Consider the following 25,710-nt stretch of genomic DNA (forward strand, 5'->3'; position numbering starts at 1 on the left):
CTCTCCCCCTCGCTCTCTTATCGCTCCCAGCAGTTCTGCAGGTACACGGCCGGGTTGGCCCCGACCGTGTTCAGCCGCGCGCCCGCCTGGTCGAGCAGGTAGATGCCGCACGCGTCCGCCGCATCCACCGGTACCGCCTGCAGCCAGTAGCCATTTGCCGTCAGCGTATTGGCCACGATCGAGATGTTGTAGCGCACCCGGTTGCTGTCGCGCGGCGAAGTCCGCAGTGCCGCCGGCAGCGCGAACGCCACGCCGGCCGGGGTCTGGTCATAGCGGCCGTTGACCGAGCGGAAGCGCTCGAGCTGCTGCGCCGCCTCGGTCATCATGCCGCGCGCATCGGTGCGGTAGCCGCGCCGCATATACTCGGTGTAATTGGGGATGGCGACCGAGGCGATGATGCCCAGGATCACCACCGTCACCATCAGCTCGATCAGCGTCACGCCGCGCATGCCGCGGCGGTTGCGGAAGCGGTTCGTCATTGGGATATCTGCCTCCACGACAGCCGGTTGCGGGCGATATTGCCTTTCTCCACCACGCTGATCACATCGCCGGTGGTGGCACTGGCGACCTTGAGGTGGTCGCTGCTGCCACCGCCCCCGGTGAAGATGGTCGAACCGAAATTGCCCTGCTGCGCAATACCGGACACCACCAGCACCTTATTGTTGATCTTCAGGCTGTCGTCACCGTCGATCTTGCCGTCGCTGCTTACGTCGAGCACAGAGTACGTCAGCGCCCCGCCGGTCAGCGCGGCAAAGTCGAACAGGTTGGAGCTGATGCCACCCACGCATTCATCGGTGGACGGTGTCAGCGTGGTGACCACCAGCCGTTCCGCATCCACCTTGGGCTTTACCACCACGCGCTCGCCCTGGGCCAGCAGGTCGATATACCAGCCGCGCTGCGTGGTGTAGTCGATGGTGTTGCTGCTGAGCGTGAATACCGTGCGCGCTGCCCCGTCCACCATCATCGAGCCGGTGGCCAGCGCCTGCGCGCGCAGGTTGCCGCGCGTGGCCGACGAGACATTGTTGTCCCACACGCCGTAGACCGAGTTGTAGCCGGTGGCGGCGGTGTCGGCGGCATCGTAGAAGCGGCCGGTGCCGAAGGTCAGCAGGAAGCCCTTGTTCGGGTCCTTGGGATTGATCAGCGCGGTCGGTGCCGCCGTGATCGGCTGGGCCACGTTGGACGCGCTCACCGCGGTGAACAGCGGCGCGCCCTGCGTGGTACCCATGCGCGCGGCCCATGCCGACGGGTTGGCGCCGGACAGGTCGAACTTCCACAGCCGGCCCTTCAGGTCGCCGGCATAGACGGCCTGGATGGTCAGGTTGTCGTCATAGACCACTTCCGGGCTGCTCAGGCCGTTGCCGTTGCCGGTAGCCGTGGTTTCCTTGGGATCGGCATAGATCTTCTGGATGCCGCCGGTGGCGAATGGGTTCGCCAGGTCGACGATATAAAGCACGGCCTTGCCAGAGCTGCTCTCATAGCCGTTGCCGAAGATCGCCACCCACTTGCCGCTGTTGACGCGCCCGATCACCGGCGTGCCGATGGTGTAGCCCAGGTCGGCCTCGGTATCGCCGGCGATCTCCCACATGACCTTCTTCTCGTCGAAGTTCGCCGGGTCGGTCACGTCGAGTGCGAACATGCCCTTGCCTCCTGCCCCCATGCCGCCCACCAGCACCGTGCGCCAGCTGGCCGTACTTCCGGAGCCGCTGGGGATAAAGACATCGCCGGCGCTCGGCGTGGCATCGACGAAGAAGCGGTGGACATAGTCCGGCGAGGCCAGCGCCTTGACCGAGTTGGTGCCGACGATCGCCTGGTTGGGCAGGTAGGCGAACTTCTCGACGCCGGTCAGCGCATCGAAGCCGTGCAGCATGCCGTCGTTGGCGCCGACATAGATCATCGGCCTGCGGTTGGTGCGGTTGTTGGCGAGGAAGGAGAAGTAGCTGCCGCCGCCGTCTGCCTTCAGGTAGTCGTAGCCGGCGTCCGCCGCCTTCACGTAGATCGGCGAGGAGTTGACGATATCGCCCAGCACGTTGGACACCGCGCTGCCGCTGCCGTTGTCGGTCACGCGGTCGCGGTATTTGCCGCCGTTGCGCTTCTCCAGCGTGGTATCGCCGCGCAGGTAGGAGACGATGGCCTTGTCGCCGCCCAGCGCGGTCTTCTGCGCGGTGGACAGCGAAGCATCGCTGTCGCTGGCCCAGGTGAAGGGCTTGCCGACGGGAGCGGTGCCGCCCGGCGACCATGTATAGATTTTGCGCGACGCGGCAGCGGGCATCTTCTGGTACGCGTTCCAGTTCTGGATCGAGAAGGTGCGATCGGTCGCGTTAAAGCTCTGCGACAGCAGCTCGCCGGTCCAGGCCCCGGAGCGGAAGCGCGTCAGGAACAGCGCGGTATCGGTGTTCAGCGTGGTCGAGTTGGTCGCGGCCGATGACGACGAGCCGCTGCGCGAGGCGATCTGCGTCAGTGCGTTGTTCAGCGCCTCGGCAAGGCCGGTAGCATCGCCGGCGCTGTAGTTGTCGCCGCGCGTGTTGACCGCCGCGTGCCAGAGGTCATCGATCTTGGTCTGGTCGCTGCTGGACGCCTTGGGCCAGGAAATCGTGCCCGCCTTCAGCTTGGCCAGGATGGCATCAAGCACGTCACTGCGCGAGGCATTGGGGTTGCTCGGCTGGTTGTTCGGATCCGACTCCAGCGACCCCTTGACGCCGAGCCCCAGTGTGAACGTGACCAGGTGCTGCCAGAAGGCTTCGTCGCGGGCATTGGTCGGCACGCGGTTCTCGGTCGTGCGCAGGTCATTGACCCAGTACTTCATCGCCGCGTCGGCGAGCGTGTTGGAGTAGTCGTCCTTGTACGGCGTCACCGGCTGGTATTGGTAAGCCGTGCCCGACACCGGCGAAATCTTCGATCCCTTGTTGTTATCGATATTGCCGACCGAGGTGCTGTCCGAATAGTAACCATCGGTCGACAAGATGTGGTAGCTGGCGCGGCAGGCGCTTTCCTTGGTGCTACCGGGCTCCGTCCACGGCTGGGCGTTGTTCTGGAAGTACTTGCCTACAGTCTCCATCCCACCGAGCAGCGGCGTGCCGTTGGCGCTAATGCCCAGGCTGTAGAAGTCCTGGTAGAACTGGGGCTTGTTGGTGGTATCGAAGGGCGCCACCGCGCGGCGGATGCCGGCGTAGGTCGAAGTGCCCGACTCGGTGTCGTCGTTGATGGAGGTAAAGCCCACGCGGATGGCTTCGTTCTGCCCCGCGAACGCCTGCCCTACCGCGGCGCGCATGGCCAGGATGCGCGAGCGGTAGTACTGGAACCAGTTGGCGAAGTTCTGGATTTCCTCTGCGTAGGTGCAGCTTGTCGCCGCTGCGCAGTCCGTGCGCTTGCCGTTGTGCGGGAAGGTGAATCCGGACTTGACCTCGTAGCGCTTGAAGCAATCCAGGTCCGACGTGGTCTTGTTGCAGTTGCTGAGCGTCGGATCGTATCGGTAGTAGAGCGCGGGGTAGAAAGTGACTTCTTTTTTTGAATAGCTCTTCCCGTCATTGCTGAGCCAGTATGTCTCTACCGTCTTGTCGCTGGTCAGGTCGATCGAGCCCTTGCCCGTCAGCATCGGGTTGTAATACGCCTGCTTCGGGTCGGCGTTGACCAGCTTGTTGGCCGGATCGAACCACGGGCGGTAGGTGACGTCGGGGTTGTAGTAGGAAACGTTCAGCGTCGCCGTCCGATATCGCGCTGCCGCAAGCGAGCTGCTGCTGAAGTTCACTACCGAGGCCTTTCTGCCGGAGTAGTAACTGCCATTGCCCGAATAGACACGGCCGCCGGATGGCAACGGGAAGGTATAAATCAGCCAGTTGTCGTCATCACCGCTCGGCGTCAGGTCCCATTTCGATTCCGTTCCATTCGGCGACAGACTCTCCGGCGTGATTTCGAACATCATCGAGCCCGAGTCATCCAGCGTGAACATCACGTTCGGCGCCACCGACGTGCTGAAGATCAGCGGCTGCTGCGAAATCGCGGCATGGCCGGCCGATACCGGCAGCATCGCCGTCGCGCATGCCACCGCGGCCGCGACGGCCCGGCGGAACCCTTTGCTGAAGACTGTCATTGCCGTACCTCCGACTGGAGCGTGACCTGCGTGCCGGTGTTGATGCCGGTACCCAGGGCAGTGACGCGGTAGTGGATATTGATCGGCATGCCGGTCTGCGTATTCCTGACCTTCGACGGCTTGCGGATCTCTTCGATAAAGCAGCGCGGCGCCGCCGCGGCTTCGCGCAGGGTCACGCCATCGCTGGCGGGAATGACGATGACGTTGGTATTGGGCTCGGCGTTCACGCTGGTATCCCAGTTGGACGGCACCTCCCAGAACTGGCGGCCGTTGGCATCGAGGTAGCCGAGCTTGAGCTGGCCGGCGCTGTCGACCGGCGGGGTTGCCGCGTTGACGATGGCACTCATGTCCTTACGGTACATGCGGTTGAACAGCGCCGCCGGCTGCCCGGAGACCACTACTCCCTCGCAGAAGCGCAGCCCCAGCTCCGCCGCCTGGAACGCCACCTGGTGGTCGCGGTTGTTCCCCGCCAGCCGTTCGTCGAACAGGCTGCCGCGCATGCTCCAGACCGTCAGCATCGAGACGATCACGATGATCACCAGCGCCACCACCAGCACCACGCCGCGCGCATGGCGCCGCGTCCGCAGGACTGGGTGCATCCGGCTTGTCGACCTTTTCCTCATCTAGCCCACCCGGTTGCGCAGCGCGAAGCTGCTGGTGAAGCGCCGCCGCACGCGGCCGTCGGCATTGTTCTGGACGTTGTCGCCGCAGTCGCGGAAGCTGGTCGCCACGTCCGCGTTGACGGCGCTGGGATCGCTCACCAGCAGGCACACGCGCACGCTGACCACGCGGTTCCAGTCCGCCGCCGCCAGCGCGCTGGCCGGCTGGTACTGCGTCACGTTGGCCGAGTCGGCATCCTGCGCCAGGCCATAGGTAATCTGCAGGTCCTGCACGTTTTCAAGGATGGCCTCGGAGCGCGACGCCGCCATGGTGGCGCCGTCCGAGCCGCGGCACATCAGCGTCGAGCCCGCCAGGTAGAAGGCGTTCTCCGCCGTGCCGCGCGCTACCGGGATGGCGCGGCCGTTGCAGTCGGTCATGCTCGACAGCGAGCCGTCCAGGCGCAGGTAGCGCACGGTGACGGCATCGGGATTTGCATTCGCCACGGCAATGCAGGCACCGGTGTTGACATCCGCCATGCCGCCGTCGCATCCCTGCACCGGCGCGCCGTCAAAGGTCACCGGCCGCGCGCTCAGCAGCGACAGGTCGACCCGGCCAAGACCGGCCAGGCGCAACTGGTCGCCCATTACCGACAGCGCCCAGCGCGCGCCGTCATCGATGCTGCGCAGGCCTTCCTGCGTGCGCGTGCTGCGCTGCGTGGTCACGTAGAACGCGGTGATCGAGCCCAGCAGCAACAGGCTGAGCACCAGCGCGATCATGATCTCGATCAGCGAGCGCCCGCGGCTGCGACGGATCAGGGCCGAAGGGTGACGGTAGCGCATGTGACTCCCCTGGTATCAAACCCGGCCAGCGTGGCGAAATAGTTGTTCGCGGCCTGCGAGCAGTCCGCCGCGGCAGCCGTGGAGGCCGGATCCTTCCAGTAGAGCTCGAGGCGGTAGCTGACAAAGCCGGCCGGAATGGTGCCCGCGGGCGCCGCCGCGGCAGGCGAAGTCCATGAAGCGACTCCGGCGCCGGGCAGTTGCGCGATCAGGGTTGCCCACCATTGCGACACGTCCCAAGCGGCGTATTCCGCGCCGTCGCAAGTGACCCGGCTGCAGTCCTTGGCCGGCGCCGCGGGCGGCTGCACGGCCAGCGCATCGAGGTAGGCGTTCGCGCCCTCGGGAACGCCCTCGGCCAGGGCCGAGGTATTGGCGCGGATGCGCTCGGACAGGTCGGTCGCCGCGTCGACGATGGTGTAGCGCACGCTGGCACCGGAGCGGTAGCGTAGCGACGCCGCCTGCAGCGACATCATGCCGATCAGCACGATCGCAACCAGCACCATCGTGATCAGCACCTCGATCAGGCTGGTGCCGGACTGGCGTCGCTTGTAGCGTGGGATCAACTGCATGTCGCAGTCCTCTGATCCACCCGCCCCGATTGCGACACGCAGACATTGCGTGCGAGGCGATCCGAGCCGGACGCCGCAACGTGGAACGCCAGCGCGTTGCCGGCGGACAGGAAGCCTCGCGACGTGATCTGGATCGCCTGCACCGGCGCCGCCAAGGACAGCGCCAGGCCGGCATTGCCCGCATCCCGCACGCGGATGATCTCCTCGGTCGCGGCGCGGATCTGGTCGTTGTCGGTGTCCTGGAACAGGATCCAGCGCCCGCCCCAGTCCGCCTGCGCATCCTGCGCACAGACCGTGCTGGTGTCCGTGGTGGTGCGGCAGATGGTCACCGGCGCGTTGCGGCGGATGGCTTCGCTGCGCGCCAGTGAAAACAGGCCGGCCACCTCGGCGGTAGCCGCATCGGTGCGCGCGCGCTCCAGGAAGCTCTGAAAAGAAGGCACGGCGAACGACGTCGTGATGGCGATCAGCGCCACCACGACCAGCAGTTCGATCAGCGTGAAGCCCGCCGAAGGCTTGCGGCCGGCCCCGGGTGAAGCACGCACGCCATCAATGCCCGCATCCTGCCAGCGGCCATACAACGACGAGCGCCCTCCACACCCGGCGCGGCGGGTGCGAAATGGGCTGCCCATGTCAGCGCAACCGGCGACTGACTGGCGAACCGTCCTGCAAAAACCTCGGAATGACCCTGCTCATGATGACCCCCGGAATAACCGTTCTGGCGTCGGGCGCCTCTCTGCGGAGGCGCGCCGTTGCCACACCCGACTGCTTCTTTTGATTTTTCAGCCTGTCCAGACCGGCCGGCACAAGCCCAGAAACTGTGAGCCAATTTCTGGCTGTGGCGATACCCCGCAATAGTGGGGAATTCACTATGCGGTGTCAATAGCACTTGGCAAGGGGACGATTCCCATTTTGTCGCCGGCTGACAACGATGCCGGTGGGCACCAGTGCCGATGCTTGCAGGCCCGCGTTCACCAAATTTCGCAGACTCATATCAGGCATCAACACTCCCGCGGCACCGGGATACCTGTATGTGCAGACGCGCCTGCCCGATGGCTGGCAACGCGGCTACCTGGTGCTGGCGGCGAGCGGGGAATCGCTGGGCCGTCTCCACGACGGCGCGCCACGGCTCCACTACGCCACGGGTCACAGCCTCGGCCTGGCGGGCACCCTGGCACTGACCCGCGACAGCGTGGCCGTCCGCCCGCCGGTGGCGGGCACGCCGGGGCGTGAGGCGCATGCGCTGGCGCTCTGGTCGGTGGACAGCAGCACAGCAGCCCGGCTTGCGCAAACCGTAGCCAGCCGGCGCACTGGCCGCCTGGCCTGGCGCGAACTGGTCGGTCCCGTGCAAGAGGCGCCGCCATGAACGCAACCAGGCCGCGCGGCAACGCCATGCCGCAGCGGGGTGTCTCCCTGATCGAACTGCTGGTCGTGCTCACCGTGCTGGGGATCCTGGCAACCCTGGCCATACCGGCCTGGACCGAGCACCTGATGCGCGGCTGGCGCGCCCAGGCGCGGGCGGAACTGGCCGGCGCCCTCCTTGAGCTGGAACGGCATGCCGCAGTCGCTATGAGCTTCGCGACCCAGGCCGGCGGCGACGCCGTCGCGGGCGACTGGCCGCGCCTGGTGCCGGCGGCCGGCCGCGCTCGCCATGCCGTCTCTGCCGGCCCATGCCCGGCCACCAGCCTCGATGTCTGCGTCGAACTGCATGCCGCGCCGCTGTTCGCGGACCCGCGCTGCGGCGTGCTGATTCTGCGCAGCACCGGCCAGTGGCTGTCCCGGCCAAAGGCCGAAGACAGCCCCCGGCAGCTGCCGGCGGAGTGCTGAGGTGTGGATCCACGCCCCACCCGCCTGGGGCGGCCTGACGCTGGCCGAACTGCTGGTTGGCCTGACCATCCTGTCCGTGCTGGCCGCGGCCGGCTGGCCAGCCTTCACCCGGCTGCTCGCCCACCAGACCGTCGACCAGGCCGCCGACCGGCTGGCGGCGTCGCTGGCGCTGGCGCGCTCGATGGCGATGGCACGGCGCGTCGAAGTGGCGCTTCAGCCGCTGGACGGACGGTAGGACCTGGACCAGGGCTGGCAGGTGGTGGCGGCAAGCGAGGCCGGAGGGGCCGGGGCGGCCGCGACCGTCCTGTCAGTGGTCGAGCTCGCCGCGCCATGCCTGCGGGTTGCGCTGCGGCAGACCGCACGTGGCAGCCACGCGGTGCGCTTCACAGCTGTGGGATACTCACGGTCGGAGCAGGGCGGCTTCCAGGCTGCCACCTTCTCGCTCAGTTGTCGCGGCGCGCAGCGCCAGGTCCGTCTTGGCGCACAGGGACGCATCCGGCTCTGCACGCCGGCGCGCGACAGCGATTGCGACGCAGCGGACGGCCCGGAGCCGCCGTGACCCTGGAAAGACACCCTCCGATCGACAGCAAACCGGCCAAGAGCTACAGGCGCAATGTTTTCCGATACCGACCACGCCGCCATGCAACAGGCCCTCGCGCTCGCCGCGCGGGGCATGTTCACCACCACGCCCAATCCGCGCGTCGGCTGTGTGCTGGTCAAGGGTGGCCAGGTCATCGGCCAGGGCTATACCCAGCCTGCTGGCCAGGACCATGCCGAGATCCAGGCAATGAAGGATGCGCTGTCGCGCGGCCTCGACCCCTCCGGCGCCACCGCCTATGTCACGCTCGAGCCGTGCAGCCATTTCGGGCGCACGCCGCCGTGCGCCGATTCGCTGGTGCGCGCGGGCGTGGCCCGCGTGGTGGCGGCGATGGAAGATCCCAACCCGTCGGTGTCGGGGCGCGGCCTGCAGCGGCTGCGCGATGCCGGCATCGACGTGCGCTGCGGCCTGCTGGAAAAGGAAGCGCGCGACCTGAACATCGGCTTTGTCTCGCGCATGACGCGCGGGCTGCCGTGGGTGCGCGTCAAGGTGGCCGCGTCGATGGACGGCGGCACCGCGCTGCACGACGGCACCAGCCAGTGGATCACCGGCAAGGCCGCGCGCGACGACGGCCATGCCTGGCGCGCGCGCGCCTGCGCCATCCTGACCGGCATCGGCACGGTGCGCGACGACAACCCGGCGCTGACCGTGCGCGCCATTGCCACGCCGCGCCAGCCGCAGCGGGTGCTGGTCGATTCGCGCCTGGAGGTGCCGCTCGACGCGCAGATCCTGGCACCCGACACCGGCGAGTTCGCCAAGCCGGTGCTGGTGTTCTGCGCGGTGGAAGACCGCGAACGCCAGCGGGCGCTGACCGCGCGCGGCGCCGAAGTGGTGGTGCTGCCCAATCCCCACGGCAAGGTCGAGCTGCGCAAGATGCTGGAAGAACTCGGCCGGCGCGGCATCAACGAATTGCACGTGGAAGCCGGCTTCAAGCTCAACGGCTCGCTCGTGCGCGAGCACTGCGCCGACGAGCTGCTGATCTACCTAGCGCCCAAGCTGCTGGGCGACGCCCAGGGCATGTTCAACCTGCCGCCGCTGGCGCGGCTGCAGGACGCAGCCCAGTTCCGCTGGCACGAGATCCGGCAGATCGGCGACGACCTGCGGCTGATCGCGCGGCGCAACGATGCGTGAGGCGTTGCATCGGACTGCGCCTATCCACCAGATACCCAAGATTCACGAAAGCAGAAGACACCATCATGTTTACAGGCATTGTCGCGGCGGTCGGCCGCATTGAATCCGTTACCCCACTGGGCGCCGCCGATGCCGGCGTGCGCCTGCGCATCGCCGCCGGGGGGCTGGACCTGTCGGATGTGATCATCGGCGACAGCATCGCTATCCAGGGCGCCTGCATGACGGTGATCGCCATGGGCCCCGACAGCTTCGACGTGGAGGTTTCGCGTGAATCGCTCGACAAGACCGTCGGGCTGGGGGGCGCCGGCCGCGTCAACCTGGAAAAGGCGCTGCGCCTGGCCGACCGCCTGGGCGGCCACCTGGTCTCGGGGCACGTCGACGGCCTGGGCGAAGTCGTGCACTTCGCGCCAGTAGGCGAATCGCATGAACTGCGCATCCGCGCGCCGCGCGAGTTGGCGCGCTACCTGGCCTACAAGGGCTCGGTGGTGGTCAACGGCGTGTCGCTGACGGTCAACCGCGTCAGCGATGAAGCCGACGGCTGCGTGTTTTCCATCAACCTGATCCCCCACACCGTGGAAGTGACCACGCTTCAGGAGCTCAAGCCGGGCGCGCGCGTGAACCTGGAGATCGACCTGATCGCCCGGTACGTGGAGCGGATGCTGTCGGCAGGCCAGGCCGCGTCGTAAGCGGCCAGGGCAGCGAAGAACGGCGGCGGTTACTTGCCTTCGTCCGGCACGTTGTACAACGCGCGCAGCTGGTCAGTGAACGGGCGGATCGCTTCGACACAGGCCGCACTGTTGCCGCCTTCCATCGTTGAGAGGCTCCAGTTGCAGCCGCTGGCGTCTGGCGCGTGGCAGACCACATCGCCAAAGCAGGTGCCCTCGCAGGCCGGGATCTTCGCCTGCTCGGCGCGCACCATGGCGCGGATTTCGGCCTTGTTCTTGATCTGCCTCGAAATGGTTGCTTCCGACATGCGTGCCTCCCTTGGTTATGCAAAGCCTGGGGGCGCGGTCAGGCTGGCGCCCTGATTCGAAGAACGTCGCGCCGATATCTGTTCGGGCGGATCCGGGACAGGCGTCGTTCCCTTTTGCCCTGAGCATACGCTGCCAGCCCGCCTCTGTGGCGATTAACTTCCCTACCGCCCGGCAAAGGACCCTTGCGCACGCTGAGGAATCTCCACCGTCGGCAGCAGCGGGGTGCGCAATACGGGGCCTGTGCTCCTTTGTTGTAAGTGTGCTGGGTTCGTGGCCCGCCCGGGCCTACACTGCTTAGGCAGCGCTGTCAGGACATGTATGCTCCCAGGCGCTCGCAACTCGTTTCCGGGCTTCCCCCTCGACAACGTCTTAGGACCGGTGACTCCTGAAGTCACTCACGGGGATTTCCGGAACCTCCATGCAAGCTGCCCTGCCGCGTCTCCCGTTCGCCCGCGAACTGACGCTTACGCCGTCGTTTTCGTTTGCCGGCGACCTCGCTGGAGAAGTGGTCAGGTTCCCGCCCACCGCCCTGCGCAAGCCGATCGCCGCGTTGATCCGCACCATCTTCGGCGGCCTGGCCCGACCGTGGAGGCAGGCGCCGGGATGGCGCGCGGATTCGGATGCCCTGCTGATCCTCGGCCATGGGACCCGGATGCGCGCCCTGAGCTGGGCGCAGTGGCATCCCGACCACCATCGTGCCGCCCCGCTGCCCGCACCCGCCGGCCGGCCCGGCAACCACCCTTGAAGGAGGCACCGTGCCAGTTCACCCGACCAAGATCATTTACCGGATGGTTCCGGCCATGCGCCTGCTGCGCGGCCGGCACCAGGCCGCCCGGGGACACACCAGCGCGGGCCTGGTCCGGCTGACCGCCACGCGCCTGCACCGCGCCGTCACGCTGCTGATCGACTGGGATAGCGCCGTCGACCAGGGCTGGCCCCGGCTGCAGACACCATCCTTGCCATTACCCAGGCAATTCCGGCGTCCCGGTACCAGGCGCTACGCCGGCTTTCCGTGGTTCAACGGCAAGCTCAACTGACCCGAATTGAGGTACCACCATGCGCACGCTCTTGTATTTCCGGCTGGACGACATCGATACGGCCCGGCGCGCGCTAACGCGATTGGGCGAACTGGCGGATACGGCCGACCGCATCGCGGGGCCATGGTTCTCCCGGGGCGACCACCAGCCCGTTGACGGCTTGCCGGCACCGCGCGCCGGCCAGATCACGTACCGCGATGAAGCCACGATTGGCGGCCTCGTCATCGGGGCACTGCTGGCAGCGTGGGTGTTGTTCCGCTACGGCACACCGGTCAGCGTAGCGGCGGGCGTCGTGGCGTGTGTCGGCGGTATGGCGCTGGGCGCCGTGATCGGAGGCTGGCTTGGCGGCGTGCTCGGCGCCAAAGTCACGCGCGCCGGTCTGCGTCGGCAGCACCGGCAACTGGCGGAGGGGCAGATGCTGATGACCTGTGCCTGCGCAAGCAATGCCAGGGAACGGCTCTGCCAGGCCGTCCAGGAACTGGGCGGCGCGGCCAGCGTGGCTCCGAACATCGACCCGCACAACGCGCCACACAACGGCCTGCTGCCCAACCGCGGCTGGCTGGCGGACCGTCACTGGCCCGCATGGCCCTTCGGCCACGGCCAACGTGCCGTCACCAACCGGAATTGACAATGAGTGAGAGTTTTTTCTATCAAAAATGCCACGTCGTCGTGACGCTGTCCGAAGTTACGTTCGGTAGCTGGGAGTGGTCCTATGCGCTGGACGCGCACGCGAGGTTCACCCGGCGCGACGCCGGCTTCCTCACGCGCGAACTGGCGCTGGCCGACGCGACCCGCGCGGCCAAGTCGCGCATCGCCAGGACCTCGCGCCTGCGCACGATCCGCGCTGACAACACGCCGCTGGCTGCCGCAGCGTAGCCACCGGCAAGGCCCGGCGGCGGCCTGCCGCTTGCCGGGCAACCAGACACACCCAGCCACACCCAAGCTTTACCCTCCCCGCCCCACCCGCTTCGGGCAGGCGCCGCACTTTCCGGCGCGGTCCGCTCCAGCCTAGCCTGCCTTGGCGTACAATACCCGGCTTGACTGGGCAACCTGCCGGGCGTATATGACCTGGCCGGCCCGGCCCCAACGCCCCGCCTCAGTCCGGCTGCTTTCAAACGCGGCCACCTGCCTGCTTTCGCATCGCCTTTTCGCTTCATTCGCCCGTTTCGCTTCAATTTGCCGTCCAGCACGCCATGACAATCGCCCGTACCGAAGACATCATTGCCGACATCCGTGCCGGCCGCATGGTTATCCTGGTTGATGAGGAAGACCGTGAAAATGAAGGCGACCTGGTCCTGGCTGCCGATTTCGTCACGCCGGAAGCCATCAACTTCATGGCCAAGCACGGCCGCGGCCTGATCTGCCTGACGCTGACCGCCGACCGCTGCCGCCAGCTGAACCTGCACCCGATGGTCAGCCGCAACGGCACCCAGCACGGCACCAACTTCACGGTGTCGATCGAGGCAGCCGAGGGCGTGACCACCGGCATTTCCGCCGCCGATCGCGCCCGCACCGTGCAGGCCGCCGTCGCCCGCGACGCCAAGGCCTCCGACCTGGTCCAGCCCGGCCATATCTTCCCGCTGACGGCCCAGCCCGGTGGCGTGCTGATCCGCGCCGGCCATACCGAAGCCGGCTGCGACCTGGGCGCGCTGGCCGGACTGACGCCGGCGGCCGTGATCTGCGAGATCATGAAGGACGACGGCACCATGGCCCGCCTGCCGGACCTGGTCGAGTTCGCGCAGGAGCACAACCTCAAGATCGGCACCATCGCCGACCTGATCCACTACCGCAGCCGCACCGAGAGCATCATCGAGCGCGTTGGCGAACGCGCCATGCAGACGCCCTACGGCACCTTCCACAGCATCGCCTACCGCGACAAGCCCACCGGCCAGGCGCACCTGGCGCTGGTCAAGGGCACGCCGGAGCCGGAGCAGGAAACGCTGGTGCGCGTGCACGAGCCCTTCTCGGTGCTGGACCTGCTGGAAGTGAAGTGCACCACGCATTCGTGGAGCATCCCGGCGGCGATGAAAGCCATCGCCGAGGCCGACAGCGGCGTGATCGTGCTGCTGAACTGCGGCGACTCGGCCGACCAGCTGTTCACGCAGTTCAGCGCGCTGGACACGCCGCAGTCGCGCCCGCGCCGCAAGCCGGACCTGCGCACCTACGGCATGGGTGCGCAGATCCTGAAGGACGTGGGCGTGGGCAAGATGCGCGTGCTGGCCTCGCCGCAGCGCATGCCCAGCATGACCGGCTACGACCTGGAAGTGACCGGCTACCAACCGATGAACGGCCAGGCCGCCTGAGCCCGGGCCACCCGAACACACCTGCAGCGGCGCAACGGCGCCCTGCCGAACCCGAAAACTGGAGAACTGAACAATGGATCACGGCTTCTACCCCAGCAACCTCGACGGTGAAGGCCTGCGTATCGGCATCGTGCAGGCCCGCTTCAACGAGCCGGTCTGCACCGAGCTGCTCGAAGCCTGCGTGGCCGAGCTGGACAAGCTCGGCGTCGAAGGCGAGGACACCCTGGTGGTAACCGTCCCCGGCGCGCTGGAAGTGCCGCTGGCGCTGCAGAAGATGGCCGAGAGCGGCCAGTTCGACGCCCTGGTCGCCCTGGGCGCCGTGGTGCGCGGCGAGACCTACCACTTCGAGCTGGTCTCGAACGAGTCGGGCGCCGGCATCACCCGCGTCGGCCTGGACTTCAACGTGCCCATTGCCAACGGTATCCTGACCGTGGACACCGACGAGCAGGCCCACGCCCGCACCCGCGAAAAGGGCCGCGACTGCGCCCGCGCCGCGGTGGAGATGGCCAACCTGGTCGTCGCGCTGGATTCGCTGCGTGGCCAGGACGAAGACGAGGACGATGATGAGTGATACGTCCAGCAATGACGCCGGCAAGCCGGCCGGCGGCAAGCCCGCGGCCCGCACCGAAGCCAAGGCGCCGCCCAAGAGCGCGCGCCGCCGCTCGCGCGAACTCGCGCTGCAGGGCCTGTACCAGTGGCTGCTGAACCGCAACGACATCGGCGCGATCCAGGCCCACCTGCATGACGCCCAGGGCTTCAACAAGGCCGATCGCGAGCACTTCGACGCGCTGCTCAACGGCGCCGTGCGCGAGGAAGCCCGCCTGACCGCCGCGTTCGAGCCCTTCCTGGACCGCACCGTGGGCGAGCTGTCGCCGGTCGAGCGCGCCGCCCTGCTGGTCGGCAGCTACGAGCTGGTGCACTGCATCGACATCCCGTACAAGGTCGTGATCAATGAAGCCGTCGAGCTGACCAAGACCTTCGGCGGCGTCGAGGGCTACAAGTACGTCAACGGCGTGCTGGACAAGCTCGCGGCCCAGGTACGCGCGGCCGAGGTCGCGGCGCGCCGCTGAGCCGCAACCAGCCGGACCCAGGCCGGGCCTGCGCGGCCGGCCGTTGCATCACGGGGCACACGCGCGCCCCGGATGAAGACGACACCCGCCCAGGCGGGTGTTTTTGTTCCTACCTACACTTTTTGCTGAACCCCGGATCACCATGGACCTGCAGCGCCTCGCCACCGCCTCCCGCCTCGCCAATATCGAAGCCTTCCACGTGATGGAGCTGGCCAAGCAGGCCGCCGCGCTGGAGCGCGCCGGTCGCCACATCGTGCACATGGGCATTGGCGAGCCTGACTTCACCGCCGCCGAGCCCGTGGTGCGCGCGGCGGAAGCCGCCATGCGCCGCGGCGTCACGCAATACACCGGCGCGCTCGGCATCCACCCACTGCGCGAGGCCATCGCCGGCTATTACAAGACCACCTACGGGCTCGATATCCCGGCGCGGCGCGTGATCGTCACCGCCGGCGCCTCGGGGGCGCTGCTGCTGGCGTGCGCGGTGCTGGTCGAGATCGGCGCCGAGGTGCTGATGCCCGACCCCAGCTACCCGTGCAACCGGCACTTCGTCGCCGCCTTCGACGGCGCCGCGCGCATGATCCCGAGCGGCCCGGCCGAGCGCTTCCAGCTGACCGCCGCGCAGGTCGAGGCCAACTGGCGCGAGCAAACCCGCGGCGTGCTGCTGGCTTCGCCCTCCAACCCGACCGGGACCTCGATCCTGCCGGACGAGCTCGACCGCATCCTGCAGGCCGTGCGTGCCCGCAACGGCTTTGCCATTGTCGACGAGATCTATCAGGGCCTGTCGTACGACGCCCCGCCGGTCTCGGCGCTGAGCCTGGATGACGACGTGGTCACGGTGAACAGCTTCTCCAAGTACTTCAACATGACTGGCTGGCGCCTGGGCTGGCTGGTGGTGCCGGAGGCGCTGGTCGAGGCCTTCGAGAAAGTCGCGCAAAACCTGTTTATCTGCGCGTCGGCGGTGGCGCAGTACGCGGCACTGGCCTGCTTCACCCCGGAAGCGCTGGCGATCTACGACGAACGCAAGGCCGAGTTCCGCCGCCGCCGCGACCTGATCGTACCGGCGCTGGAGTCGCTCGGTCTGCGCGTGCCGGTGCGCCCGGACGGCGCCTTCTACGTCTACGCCGACTGCCGCGGCGTCAACCACCCCGCCGCCGGCGATGCCGACCGGCTGACACAGGCGATGCTGCACGACGCGGGCGTGGTGATGGTGCCGGGGCAGGATTTCGGGCCGCATACGGCCAAGGACTACATCCGGATCTCGTATGCGACCTCGCGCGAGAATATCGAGGAGGCGATGGCGCGGCTGGGCAAGCTGTTCGCCTGAGCGGCACAACGCGGCGCCAGGCAGGCAAAAGAAAAGCACCCCGCGGGGTGCTTTTCTTTTTGGCGCTGCCAGTGGCAGCGTAGCGTCAGGCGTTGTGCGGCCCGTTGTTCGCTTCCAGCTTCTCGGTCGGTGCGCGCTCGGTGGGCGCCTTTTCGGCCGGCTTGTCGGCATCGGCCGGCACGCCGCGCACGCCGAGCAGCTGGCGCAGGCGGGCACGCTCGGCCAGCACCTTGGCGCCATAGCCGCCGTCGGTGCTGGTGGTGGCGCCGACGTAGTACTTCAGGCCGCCCTCGATCGAGCCGGCGCGGGCGATGCAGTCCTTCAGCACCAGCGCGCCGATCTTGATATTGGCGTACGGATTGAGCGCCGCGGCCACGCCGCCGACGGCTTCGTACTTGTCCCGGTGGACCTTGGTCATGACCTGCATCAGGCCCTGCGCACCCACGCCGCTCTCGGCGTACGGATTGAAGCTGGACTCGATCGCGATCACGCCCAGGATCAGCAGCGGATCGATGCCGACCTCGCGGCCGGTCAGGTAGGCCGCCTTGACCAGTTGCGCGGTGGCCTGCGCCGCCACGCGGTACTTGCGGGCGATATAGTCGGCCACGGCCGCCTGCTCGCGCGCGGAGCCGAGCGTGGCGGTGTTGCGGGCGTCCTGCGCCACGCGCGTGACCGGGATCTTCGCGGCGAGGTGCGCGACCGACGGCACCTTGACGGATGCCGCCAGGCTGTGTTCGTCCACGCCCGACACCGTCGGCAGGCCAGCCCTGCCCAGGCCGAGCTTGGTCGCGGCAACGTCCGCCGAACTCGCCGGCACGCCATGGCTGGGCGCAGCGGCGGCCGCCGCGGCAGGCGCGGCCGGCATGGCAGCGCTGACCAGCACCGCCGGAGCCTCGTCGCCAGCCAGCAATGCGGCCAGCGTGGTGCGCCATTCCTGGCTCAGCCACAGCGAGATGGCCGAAACGACCGCCACCACGCCGAGGCTGTTCAGCGCGTACTTCAGTGTTGTGCGGCCACCGCGCAACGCGCGGCCCGCGACCGGATGCGCGAGACGGACCTGCAATGCCCGCCTCACTCCGGGTACCGGCTGTCGGAGGCGAACCTGCAAGGCGCGCCCGATGCCGGGAAGATGAAGGGTTTTCCAACCGCTCATGCTTACCTCCATCCGTTGCCCGCTTCGCATGCCAGACTGCGGCAAGCGCCCGATCTCAACGTACTCAAGTAAGGATGCCGCGCCGTCTAGCAGTGACGACCAAGCATCTGTTGGCAGGCGCTCCCCGTGCGCCCAACTGGAAACAGCGTACGCTCTGGGGGAGCGCACCCTGCCACGACAAACTCACAAATTCGGTCTTTGCTGGAGGGACTTTCAAGCACATTTTCTTTATGTGCACCCCTTGACACAGGGCGAAAATCCATGTTGCGACGCAACACTCCTTTGAGCAAGACCGGATTGTAGGAACGCTGTTATATCTCGTCAAGAATAATAACTACGATTTCTACTACTTATAGTTATTTGTAACAAGAGTCACCATGTCGGCATCGGATCACCCGATTGCCCGCAAACGCAGGCCTGGCCTTGGCTCGTCGCCCGGAAAAGTACGCTGTCAGCGACAAAAAACTTACAATTTGCGCGGCTTCGCTCTGACGATTTTTTTGCCGCGGCGCCGGTGAATGTGTATCGTCACCGACTTGGACGCCGTCTTGCGGACGCCTTCCCCCGGCCCCGCACCACAACAGAATTCACTATGCAATACAAAGACTTGCGCGATTTCATCGGCCAGCTCGAAGGCATCGGCGAGCTGCGGCGCATCGCCCGGCCCGTCGCGCCCAACCTGGAAATGACCGAAGTCTGCGACCGCCTGCTGCGTGCCGGCGGCCCCGCGGTCCTGTTCGAGAAACCCTCGGGCGCCGGCACCAATGGAGGTATCTATAGCGTCCCGGTCCTGGCCAATCTGTTCGGCACGACACACAGGGTCGCACTCGGCATGGGCGCCGAATCGATGGGAGACCTGCGCGACATCGGCCGGGTCTTGTCAGCACTGAAGGAACCAGAGCCACCGCGCGGTTTGCGCGAGGCTGGCAAGCTCTTCACGCTCGCCAAATCTGTGTGGGATATGGCACCAAAGCGCGTCAACAGCCCGGCTTGCCAGGAGGTGGTGTGGGAAGGCAACGATGTCGACCTGGCGCGCCTGCCGATCCAGACCTGCTGGCCCGGCGATGCGGCGCCGCTGATCACCTGGGGCCTGGTGGTGACCAAGGGCCCGCACAAGAAGCGCCAGAACCTGGGCATCTACCGCCAGCAGGTGATCGGCCGCAACCAGGTCATCATGCGCTGGCTGGCGCACCGCGGCGGCGCGCTCGACTTCCGCGAGCATGCGCTGGCCAACCCCGGCAAGGCCTTCCCGATCGCGGTGGCGCTGGGCGCCGACCCGGCCACCATCCTGGGCGCGGTGACGCCGGTGCCGGATACGCTGTCCGAATACCAGTTCGCCGGCCTGCTGCGCGGCAGCCGCACCGCGCTGGCCGGCTGCCTCACGCCGACGCTGTCCGAACTGAGCGTGCCCGCGTCGGCCGAGATCGTGCTCGAAGGCCATATCCAGCCCGACCCGAACCACCCCTCCGGCTACCAGCATGCGCTGGAAGGCCCGTTCGGCGACCACACCGGCTACTACAACGAGCAGGACTGGTTCCCGGTGTTCACCATCGACCGCATCACCATGCGGCGCGACCCGATCTACCACTCCACCTACACCGGCAAGCCGCCCGACGAACCGGCGGTGCTGGGCGTGGCGCTGAACGAGGTGTTCGTGCCGCTGCTGCAGAAGCAGTTCCCGGAGATCACCGACTTCTACCTGCCGCCCGAAGGCTGCAGCTACCGCATGGCGCTGGTGCGCATGAAAAAGCAGTACGCCGGCCATGCCAAGCGCGTGATGTTCGGCGTGTGGAGCTTCCTGCGGCAGTTCATGTATACGAAGTTCATCGTGGTGGTTGATGACGATATCGACGTGCGCGACTGGAAGGAAGTGATCTGGGCCATCACTACCCGCGTCGATCCGAGCCGCGACACGGTGCTGGTGGACAACACGCCCATCGACTACCTCGACTTCGCCTCCCCGGTATCCGGGTTGGGCTCCAAGATGGGAATCGACGCCACCGACAAGTGGCCCGGCGAGACCACGCGGGAATGGGGCACGCCTATCACGATGGATGCCGCGGTCAAGGCGAAGGTCGACTCCATGTGGGAAAGCCTGTTCGAGCACCCGGCCGGCAACTGAGCGTGAGCGCCGTTATCATGTCCGACTGATGCCGGGTGCCGCTACAGGCGCCCGACATATCCATCGCCACCATCCGATGCCCGCGACAGACGGGCCCAAGGAGGAGACAGACATGAGCACCCCCGCCCCTCTCACCGAAGGGAACCTGATGTGGACGCCTGCCGAGGCGTTCCGCGACAGCAGCCAGATCGCCGCCTTCATGCACTGGCTGCGGGCCGAGCGCGGCCTGGCCTTTGACGACTACGACAGCCTGTGGCAGTGGTCCGTCACCGAGCTGGAAGCCTTCTGGGACGCCGTGCGCGCCTATTTCGACGTGCATTTCGACACGCCCGCGGCGCGTGTGCTGGATCGCCGCACCATGCCGGGCGCGCGCTGGTTCGAGGGCGCGACGCTGAACTACGTGCAGCAGGTGTTCCGCCACGCCGGCAGCGGTGACGCGCGCCAGCGCGCCGCAATCCGCTACGCCGCCGAGGCGCAACCGCTGGCCGAAGTGAGCTGGGCCACGCTCGAAGCCCAGGTCGCGTCGCTGGCCCATGCGCTGCGCCAGATGGGCGTGCAGCGTGGCGACCGCGTGGCCGGCTACCTGCCCAATATCCCCGCCACCATCATCGCCTTCCTCGCCACGGCCAGCCTGGGCGCGGTGTGGTCCGGCTGCGCGCCCGACATGGGCCAGGTGGCGGTGACCGACCGCTTCCGCCAGATCGAACCCAGGGTGCTGATCGCCGTCGATGGCTACCACTACGGCGGCAAGGCCTATGACCGCGCCCCGGTGGTGGCCGAACTGGTCGCGGCCCTGCCCTCGCTGACCGACCTGGTGCTCGTGCCGCAGATCGGCAGCACCGCACCGTCACCCGCCGGCGTGCGCACGCATGCCTGGCCGGACGTGCTGGCGCACGACGTGCCGCTGGCGATCGAGCCGGTGCCGTTCGACCATCCCTTGTGGATCGTCTATTCGTCCGGCACCACCGGCATGCCCAAGCCCATCGTGCACGGCCATGGCGGCATCGTCATCGAGCAGCTCAAGCTGATGGCCTTCCACAACAACCTCGGCCCGGACGACGTCTTCCACTGGTACAGCAGCAGCGGCTGGATCATGTGGAACGCGCAGGTGGCCGGGCTGCTGCTGGGCACCACCATCGCGCTGTATGACGGCAACCCGGCTTTCCCGGATGCGGGCGTGCTGTGGCGCTTCGTCGACGATGCCGGCGTGACCATGTTCGGCGCCGGCGCGGCGTTCTTCACCAATTGCATGAAGGCGGGCATCGAGCCGGCGCGCATTGCCGACCTGTCGCGCCTGCGCGGGCTGGGCTCGACCGGCTCGCCGCTGCCGGCGGAGGCCTACGACTGGATCTACCGCCATGTGCGCGAAGACATCTGGCTGGTGCCGATGTCGGGCGGCACCGACTTCGCCGGATCGTTCGTCGCCGGCTGCCCGCTGCTGCCGGTCTACTCCGGCGAGATGCAGTGCCGCTGCCTGGGCGCCAAGGTGCAGGCCTTCGACGACAACGGCCAGCCGCTGATCGACGCGGTCGGCGAGCTGGTGTGCACGGAGCCGATGCCGTCGATGCCGCTGTTCCTGTGGGGCGATGCCGATGGCAAGCGCTATCGCGACAGCTATTTCGATACCTACCCCGGCGCCTGGCGGCACGGCGACTGGATCAAGATCACAAAGCGAGGCGGCGCGGTCATTTATGGACGCTCGGACGCGACCATCAACCGGCACGGCATCCGCATGGGCACCAGCGAGTTGTACCGCGTGGTGGAAGACCTGCCGGAAGTGCTCGACAGCATGGTGGTCGACCTTGAGTACCTGGGCCGCGAATCCTTTATGCCGCTGTTCGTCGTGCTGCGTGAAGGGCTGGTGCTGGACGATGCCCTGCGTGACACGCTGCGCGCGCGCATCCGCGACGCACTGTCGTCGCGCCATGTGCCCAACGAAATCGTGCAAGTGCCGGGCGTGCCGCGCACGCTGTCGGGCAAGAAGATGGAAGTGCCGATCAAGAAGCTGCTGCTGGGCCATGCGCCGCAGGGCATCGCCAACCGCGATGCAATGGCCAACCCGGATACGCTGGACTGGTACTTCGATTACGCCGCGCGTTTCCTGAAGGCGCGGCAAGCCGAATCCACCACTGTGTAGCGTTAGCGGCGGCCGCTAGAACTCCACATCCAGTTCGCTGATTTCGTCGGGTTCCTCGCGCGCCGCCGCGATCCATTCCTGCAGCTCCGGCATCGACAGGATCTGCTTGCAATAGGCGACCGGCTCCGGATCGAGCATCACGCCGTAGGTCACAAAGCGCGTCACCACCGGCGCGTACATGGCATCCGCCATGGTGCGCGTGCCGAACAGGTACGGCCCGCCGTAGCGGGTCAGGCATTCGGTCCAGATCGCCGTGATGCGGTCGATGTCCGCCTGCGCACGGGACCACACCTTCATCCCCGGGAAATGCCCTTTCAGGTTCATCGGCAGCGCCGAGCGCATCGCGGCAAACCCTGAGTGCATCTCGCCACAAATGGCGCGGCAGTGAGCGCGCGCGGCGCGGTCTTCCGGCAGCAGGCCGGCCTTGGGGCGGATCTCGTTCAGGTATTCGGCGATCGCCAGCGTGTCCCACACCGTCACGCCCTGGTGGCGCAGGCAGGGAACGAGGATCGACGGGGACAGCAGCAGGATCTCGGCACGCGCCGCGGCGTCGTCGGGCGGCACCAACACTTCCTCGAATTCCAGGCCGGCAAAGCGCGCCAGCAACCAGCCGCGCAGCGACCACGAAGAATAGGTCTTGCTGCTGATTGTGAGTGTGGTCTTGCTCATCACGCCTCCTTAGCCGCGCCTCGGAGCCCGTCGGCGCGTTTGCGATATTGGTGTCGCATCCTGAGGCCAGCGCGCCGCGCACCCATGCGGTGCGCTCATGCGGCACCAGTCTGGCGCCGGCGGCCCGGTTCGTGCAACGATGCGGCGCCATGCCGCTGCCGCAGGCGCATCTTGCACAACTTGTGCACGCTCGTGCCCGCCTTTCGCGTGGCACCGCGCAAAGCGCGTGCCAAGCGCGTGCCGATGGCATATATATTGCGGAATGCGGAAACCAGAATGACGGGGGCCGAGCCATGCTGTACCAGGCGTACCAGACCTACGCGGACATGATACTGCCGGCGTGCACGGTGGCGGAGCTTGCTGCCGCGACGCTGGCGGCGAGCCCCAGGCCAGGCGGTTTCGACGCCGCGCACCGCCTGCGCGCCGTCTGCGAACTCATCGCGCTGGCGCGGCTCACGCACCACCGGCCGGCCTTCGGCATCGACAGCACAACCGTTGGCGGACGGCCGGTGCAGGTCACCGAGGAGGTTGTCGCGCGCACGCCGTTCTGCTCGCTGCTGCACTTCCGCCGCCACGGCATCGTTGGCCAGCCGCGCGTGCTGCTGGTGGCGCCAATGTCCGGCCACTTCGCCACGCTGCTGCGCGGCACGGTCCAGACCATGCTGGCCGACCACGACGTCTATATCACCGACTGGCACAACCCCCGCGACATTCCCTTGCTGGCCGGGCGCTTCGGCTTCGATGAATTCGTGCAACACTTGATCGGCTTCCTGCAAGCGTTGGGCGGCGGCACACACGTGGTGGCTATTTGCCAACCTACCGTGGCGGCGCTGGCGGCGGCGGCCATCATGGCCGAGGACGGCGACCCCGCCCAGCCGCCCAGCCTGACGCTGATGGCCGGCCCCATCGACGCGCGCGTCAACCCGACCAAGGTCAACGAGCTGGCCACCAGCCGGTCCCTCGACTGGTTCGAGCGCACGCTGATCGGCATGGTGCCGCTGCGCTTTGCCGGCGCCGCGCGGCGCGTCTACCCGGGCCACGTGCAGCTGCTGGCCTTCATGAGCATGAACCTGGAGCGGCACGAACAGGCGCTGCGCGAGCTCTACGCGCTGCGCGAGCGCGGCGAGCACGACAAGGCCGACGCCATCCGCGACTTCTACATCGAGTACTTCGCCACCATGGACCTGACGGCGGAGTTCTACCTGGAAACCGTCAGCCTGATCTTCCAGCGCTTCCTGCTGGCGCAGGGCCTGCTCGACGTGGGCGGGCGCCGTGTCTGCACGCGCGCCATCCACCGCACCGCGCTGCTCACCGTCGAGGGCGAGCGCGACGACATCTGCGCGATCGGCCAGACCGTGGCCGCGCAGGAGCTGTGCACCAGCCTGCCTCCCTACCTGCGCATGCATCACGTGCAGACCGGCGTCGGGCACTATGGGGTATTCAACGGCAGGCGGTGGGAGACACAGGTGTACCCGCTGGTGCGCGACACCATCTACACCACCAGCTGAGACCGCTGCCGCCAGCGCGCTGGCATATCATGGCGGCTGCGCCGCTTCAACGATCATCATGCCATTGCTTCCGACACAAGACTTCCAGGGCCAGCCGCTGGTCCGGGTCGGCGACGCCGACAACTTCCTGCTGCTGGCCCCGCAGCACGGTGGGCGCCTGGTGCGCTGGGTCCACCGCGGCCAGGACATACTCTACTGGCCCGATAACGCCGACTGGAGCCGGCCGGCCAAGGTGCGCGGGGGCAACCCGCTGCTGTTCCCGTTCATCGGCCGGCATTTCGTTGCTGGCAATGCGGGGCAATGGCGGGACGAGAGCGGTGTCGTGCATACGCTGGCGCAGCATGGCTTTGCACGCGACCTGCCCTTCGACATCACCGCCATCGATGCGCAGGCGATCACCATGACGCTGCGCGATAGCGAGGCAACGCGGGCCGGCTACCCGTACGCGTTTGCCTTCGACGCGGTCTACGCCCTGCTGCCTGACGGGCTGGAAGTGACGCTGCGCACCACCAATACCGGCGAGCGGCGCCTTCCCTGCTACCCGGGCCATCATTTCTACTTCGCACTGCCGCATACGCAGCGTGCATCCGCCTCGCTGGCACTGCCACGCGCTGACCGCCTGCGCCAGCTACCCGATGGCAGGCCCGGTCCCGCCGAAGCCGGCGAGTCGACTTACCGGCTCGACGATCCGCGCCTGCAGGACACCTTCCACGTCTTCCGGGATGGCGCGGCAGCAACGCTGGCGATGCCGGAACGCACCATCACATTCGAACTGGAATTCCCCGGCAGCGCGCCGTGGCATGCCGTGACGACGTGGTCGGAGAGCGAGGCCTCGGACTTCTACTGTGTGGAACCATGGGTAGGACTGCCCGATGCCATCCACCACGGCCAGGGGCGGCGGTGGATCGAACCGGGGCAAGCGCAAAGCGCGGTGTGCCGGCTGCTGGTGACGGGCTAACCAACCCGGCGCTGCTGGCGCTATAGGTAACTCATCAAGATCTACCGTCATTCCCGCGCAGGCGGGAATGACGGTGGTGCGAGAGTTTCAGTGCTCGAAATCCAGCCCGCCGATCAGGATCGCCGGGTCCACCTGCGACAGCGAGCCGAAGTCGATGCCGCGCGGCTCCTGCCACGCGCGCAGCTTGCCGGGGAGCGCCGCAAGATAGCCTGCAAAGCGCGCCTCGCCGCCGGCCGCGAACAAGCGCTGCACTTCCAGCCCGTCCCATGCCAGCGTGATATCGAGCGCAAACGGATGGCGCCGCAATTCGGCCGGCCCTTCGCCGGTCAGGCGCAGGCGCGCGGGCCGGTTGGGGCCATCGGCCGGCAAGGTGTGGAGTTGCACGCGCCGTTGCAGCTTGCCGATGGTCTCGGCGATGCGCGGCAGGCATTCCGCTTCAAAGCGGGCGAAAAGATCCGTGGTCAAGGTGGGGGCGTCCTGACGTTGCGAGTTGGGCGATGGCGGCACGCTGCCGTGCGCCAGGTTGCCAGCAACTATACGCCGGGCCGCAGTGGCCAACGAGCCTTGGACAGGATTGGCGCCCGTTCGTACGCAAGCAGGGACAGCACGGGCGTGGGCCGCGGCCCTCGATCTTCACCCGGGGTCAGACGTCGGATTTCCGCTCACAGCTTGCTGTGCTTCGAAGCTACCGATATCGTCGCGAGCCTTGGCAAGGCCATGGTCAAGCGCGGCTTCAACCGTTGGGAAGAGCTCCGTCCCTACGTTGAATTCATAGGAGGTCACCGTCTGGAAGCCCGGACGCACTGGGGC

27 protein-coding genes are annotated in these 25,710 nt (G+C 67.3%); 17 read left to right on the forward strand and 10 right to left on the reverse strand.

Annotated elements, in window-relative coordinates; translation table 11 throughout:
- Positions 1-17 precede the first annotated feature (17 nt).
- The 6 genes from AC10V3_RS15760 to AC10V3_RS15785 are packed head-to-tail and all read right to left on the reverse strand — an operon-like array spanning position 18 to position 6,634.
- A complete protein-coding gene (locus AC10V3_RS15760) occupies positions 18-479 on the reverse strand; it encodes a type IV pilin protein (protein WP_454752280.1) in 462 nt (153 codons plus the stop codon).
- A complete protein-coding gene (locus AC10V3_RS15765; RefSeq protein WP_454752281.1) occupies positions 476-4,087 on the reverse strand; it encodes a pilus assembly protein in 3,612 nt (1,203 codons plus the stop codon). The genes AC10V3_RS15760 and AC10V3_RS15765 overlap by 4 nt, the downstream gene beginning before the upstream one ends.
- A complete protein-coding gene (locus AC10V3_RS15770; RefSeq protein ID WP_454752282.1) occupies positions 4,084-4,686 on the reverse strand; it encodes a pilus assembly PilX family protein in 603 nt (200 codons plus the stop codon). Before AC10V3_RS15770 ends, AC10V3_RS15765 begins: the two co-directional genes overlap by 4 nt.
- Before the next feature lie 24 nt (positions 4,687-4,710).
- Positions 4,711-5,526, reverse strand: a complete 816-nt coding sequence (locus AC10V3_RS15775; protein ID WP_454752283.1) for a PilW family protein — start codon at positions 5,524-5,526, stop codon at positions 4,711-4,713.
- Positions 5,499-6,092 carry a type IV pilus modification protein PilV gene (pilV, locus tag AC10V3_RS15780; protein ID WP_022536212.1) on the reverse strand — a complete coding sequence of 198 codons (594 nt, stop codon included), beginning with the start codon at positions 6,090-6,092 and terminating at the stop codon, positions 5,499-5,501. Before pilV ends, AC10V3_RS15775 begins: the two co-directional genes overlap by 28 nt.
- The gene (locus AC10V3_RS15785) at positions 6,083-6,634 is read right to left on the reverse strand and encodes a GspH/FimT family pseudopilin (protein WP_490922482.1); all 552 of its coding nucleotides are present in this window, start codon (positions 6,632-6,634) and stop codon (positions 6,083-6,085) included. Before AC10V3_RS15785 ends, pilV begins: the two co-directional genes overlap by 10 nt.
- 488 nt (positions 6,635-7,122) lie before the next feature.
- Here AC10V3_RS15785 and AC10V3_RS15790 point away from each other — a divergent pair, with 488 nt between their 5' ends.
- From AC10V3_RS15790 to AC10V3_RS15810, 5 genes are all read left to right on the forward strand, one after another.
- Complete coding sequence (locus AC10V3_RS15790) at positions 7,123-7,455, forward strand: hypothetical protein (protein ID WP_041681125.1); 333 nt, start codon at positions 7,123-7,125, stop codon at positions 7,453-7,455.
- Positions 7,452-7,916, forward strand: a complete 465-nt coding sequence (locus tag AC10V3_RS15795) for a prepilin-type N-terminal cleavage/methylation domain-containing protein (protein ID WP_022536215.1) — start codon at positions 7,452-7,454, stop codon at positions 7,914-7,916. Before AC10V3_RS15790 ends, AC10V3_RS15795 begins: the two co-directional genes overlap by 4 nt.
- A 1-nt stretch (position 7,917) precedes the next feature.
- Positions 7,918-8,151, forward strand: a complete 234-nt coding sequence (locus tag AC10V3_RS15800; RefSeq protein ID WP_490922483.1) for a pilus assembly FimT family protein — start codon at positions 7,918-7,920, stop codon at positions 8,149-8,151.
- A 378-nt stretch (positions 8,152-8,529) separates the two neighbouring features.
- Positions 8,530-9,645, forward strand: coding sequence for a bifunctional diaminohydroxyphosphoribosylaminopyrimidine deaminase/5-amino-6-(5-phosphoribosylamino)uracil reductase RibD (gene ribD / locus AC10V3_RS15805; RefSeq protein ID WP_022536217.1), 1,116 nt, complete (start codon positions 8,530-8,532; stop codon positions 9,643-9,645).
- A 65-nt stretch (positions 9,646-9,710) separates the two neighbouring features.
- On the forward strand, positions 9,711-10,331 hold the full coding sequence (locus tag AC10V3_RS15810; RefSeq protein ID WP_022536218.1) for a riboflavin synthase: 621 nt from the start codon (positions 9,711-9,713) through the stop codon (positions 10,329-10,331).
- A 29-nt stretch (positions 10,332-10,360) separates the two neighbouring features.
- Here the strand turns inward: AC10V3_RS15810 and AC10V3_RS15815 are convergent, their stop codons facing one another.
- Positions 10,361-10,603 (reverse strand): hypothetical protein, encoded by a 243-nt coding sequence (locus AC10V3_RS15815; RefSeq protein ID WP_041681567.1) that lies wholly within the window; start codon positions 10,601-10,603, stop codon positions 10,361-10,363.
- Between the two features lie 434 nt (positions 10,604-11,037).
- Between AC10V3_RS15815 and AC10V3_RS15820 the strand changes: the two genes are divergently transcribed.
- The 8 genes from AC10V3_RS15820 to AC10V3_RS15855 all read left to right on the forward strand — a co-directional run bounded on the left by AC10V3_RS15820 (position 11,038) and on the right by AC10V3_RS15855 (position 16,353).
- Entirely contained in the window at positions 11,038-11,364 is a 327-nt protein-coding gene (locus AC10V3_RS15820; RefSeq protein ID WP_490922484.1) for a hypothetical protein, read from the forward strand.
- A gap of 10 nt (positions 11,365-11,374) precedes the next feature.
- Positions 11,375-11,656, forward strand: a complete 282-nt coding sequence (locus AC10V3_RS15825) for a hypothetical protein (protein ID WP_022536221.1) — start codon at positions 11,375-11,377, stop codon at positions 11,654-11,656.
- A 19-nt stretch (positions 11,657-11,675) separates the two neighbouring features.
- Positions 11,676-12,284 (forward strand): hypothetical protein, encoded by a 609-nt coding sequence (locus tag AC10V3_RS15830; protein WP_022536222.1) that lies wholly within the window; start codon positions 11,676-11,678, stop codon positions 12,282-12,284.
- Between the two features lie 2 nt (positions 12,285-12,286).
- On the forward strand, positions 12,287-12,532 hold the full coding sequence (locus AC10V3_RS15835) for a hypothetical protein (RefSeq protein ID WP_022536223.1): 246 nt from the start codon (positions 12,287-12,289) through the stop codon (positions 12,530-12,532).
- 317 nt (positions 12,533-12,849) lie between these two features.
- Complete coding sequence (gene ribBA / locus AC10V3_RS15840; protein ID WP_022536224.1) at positions 12,850-13,959, forward strand: bifunctional 3,4-dihydroxy-2-butanone-4-phosphate synthase/GTP cyclohydrolase II; 1,110 nt, start codon at positions 12,850-12,852, stop codon at positions 13,957-13,959.
- A 73-nt stretch (positions 13,960-14,032) separates the two neighbouring features.
- Positions 14,033-14,530 carry a 6,7-dimethyl-8-ribityllumazine synthase gene (ribH, locus tag AC10V3_RS15845; RefSeq protein ID WP_022536225.1) on the forward strand — a complete coding sequence of 166 codons (498 nt, stop codon included), beginning with the start codon at positions 14,033-14,035 and terminating at the stop codon, positions 14,528-14,530.
- Positions 14,523-15,029, forward strand: a complete 507-nt coding sequence (gene nusB, locus AC10V3_RS15850) for a transcription antitermination factor NusB (protein ID WP_022536226.1) — start codon at positions 14,523-14,525, stop codon at positions 15,027-15,029. Before ribH ends, nusB begins: the two co-directional genes overlap by 8 nt.
- Positions 15,030-15,171: 142 nt before the next feature.
- A complete protein-coding gene (locus AC10V3_RS15855) occupies positions 15,172-16,353 on the forward strand; it encodes a pyridoxal phosphate-dependent aminotransferase (protein ID WP_022536227.1) in 1,182 nt (393 codons plus the stop codon).
- Positions 16,354-16,438: 85 nt separating this feature from the next.
- On the opposite strand, the gene AC10V3_RS15860 is transcribed toward AC10V3_RS15855, so the two are convergent.
- Entirely contained in the window at positions 16,439-17,506 is a 1,068-nt protein-coding gene (locus AC10V3_RS15860; RefSeq protein WP_490922487.1) for a transglycosylase SLT domain-containing protein, read from the reverse strand.
- A 592-nt stretch (positions 17,507-18,098) separates the two neighbouring features.
- On the opposite strand from AC10V3_RS15860, the gene ubiD reads away from it, so the two are divergent.
- Together ubiD and AC10V3_RS15870 are read left to right on the forward strand one after the other, a co-directional pair.
- Positions 18,099-19,628: a 4-hydroxy-3-polyprenylbenzoate decarboxylase gene (gene ubiD, locus AC10V3_RS15865; protein WP_454752287.1), complete on the forward strand. Its 1,530-nt coding sequence runs from the start codon at positions 18,099-18,101 to the stop codon at positions 19,626-19,628.
- A gap of 112 nt (positions 19,629-19,740) precedes the next feature.
- Positions 19,741-21,765 (forward strand): acetoacetate--CoA ligase, encoded by a 2,025-nt coding sequence (locus tag AC10V3_RS15870; RefSeq protein WP_490922488.1) that lies wholly within the window; start codon positions 19,741-19,743, stop codon positions 21,763-21,765.
- Positions 21,766-21,780: 15 nt separating this feature from the next.
- On the opposite strand, the gene AC10V3_RS15875 is transcribed toward AC10V3_RS15870, so the two are convergent.
- Positions 21,781-22,434, reverse strand: coding sequence for a glutathione S-transferase family protein (locus AC10V3_RS15875; protein WP_490922489.1), 654 nt, complete (start codon positions 22,432-22,434; stop codon positions 21,781-21,783).
- A gap of 293 nt (positions 22,435-22,727) precedes the next feature.
- Here AC10V3_RS15875 and AC10V3_RS15880 point away from each other — a divergent pair, with 293 nt between their 5' ends.
- Positions 22,728-23,942 (forward strand): polyhydroxyalkanoate depolymerase, encoded by a 1,215-nt coding sequence (locus AC10V3_RS15880; RefSeq protein ID WP_022536232.1) that lies wholly within the window; start codon positions 22,728-22,730, stop codon positions 23,940-23,942.
- A gap of 58 nt (positions 23,943-24,000) precedes the next feature.
- Complete coding sequence (locus AC10V3_RS15885) at positions 24,001-24,900, forward strand: aldose epimerase family protein (RefSeq protein WP_490922490.1); 900 nt, start codon at positions 24,001-24,003, stop codon at positions 24,898-24,900.
- Between the two features lie 87 nt (positions 24,901-24,987).
- Here AC10V3_RS15885 and AC10V3_RS15890 read toward each other — a convergent pair whose 3' ends face one another.
- The gene (locus AC10V3_RS15890) at positions 24,988-25,365 is read right to left on the reverse strand and encodes a DUF5594 family protein (RefSeq protein WP_454752290.1); all 378 of its coding nucleotides are present in this window, start codon (positions 25,363-25,365) and stop codon (positions 24,988-24,990) included.
- Positions 25,366-25,710: the final 345 nt, after the last annotated feature.

The organism is Cupriavidus sp. PB-02 (genome assembly GCF_058252315.1).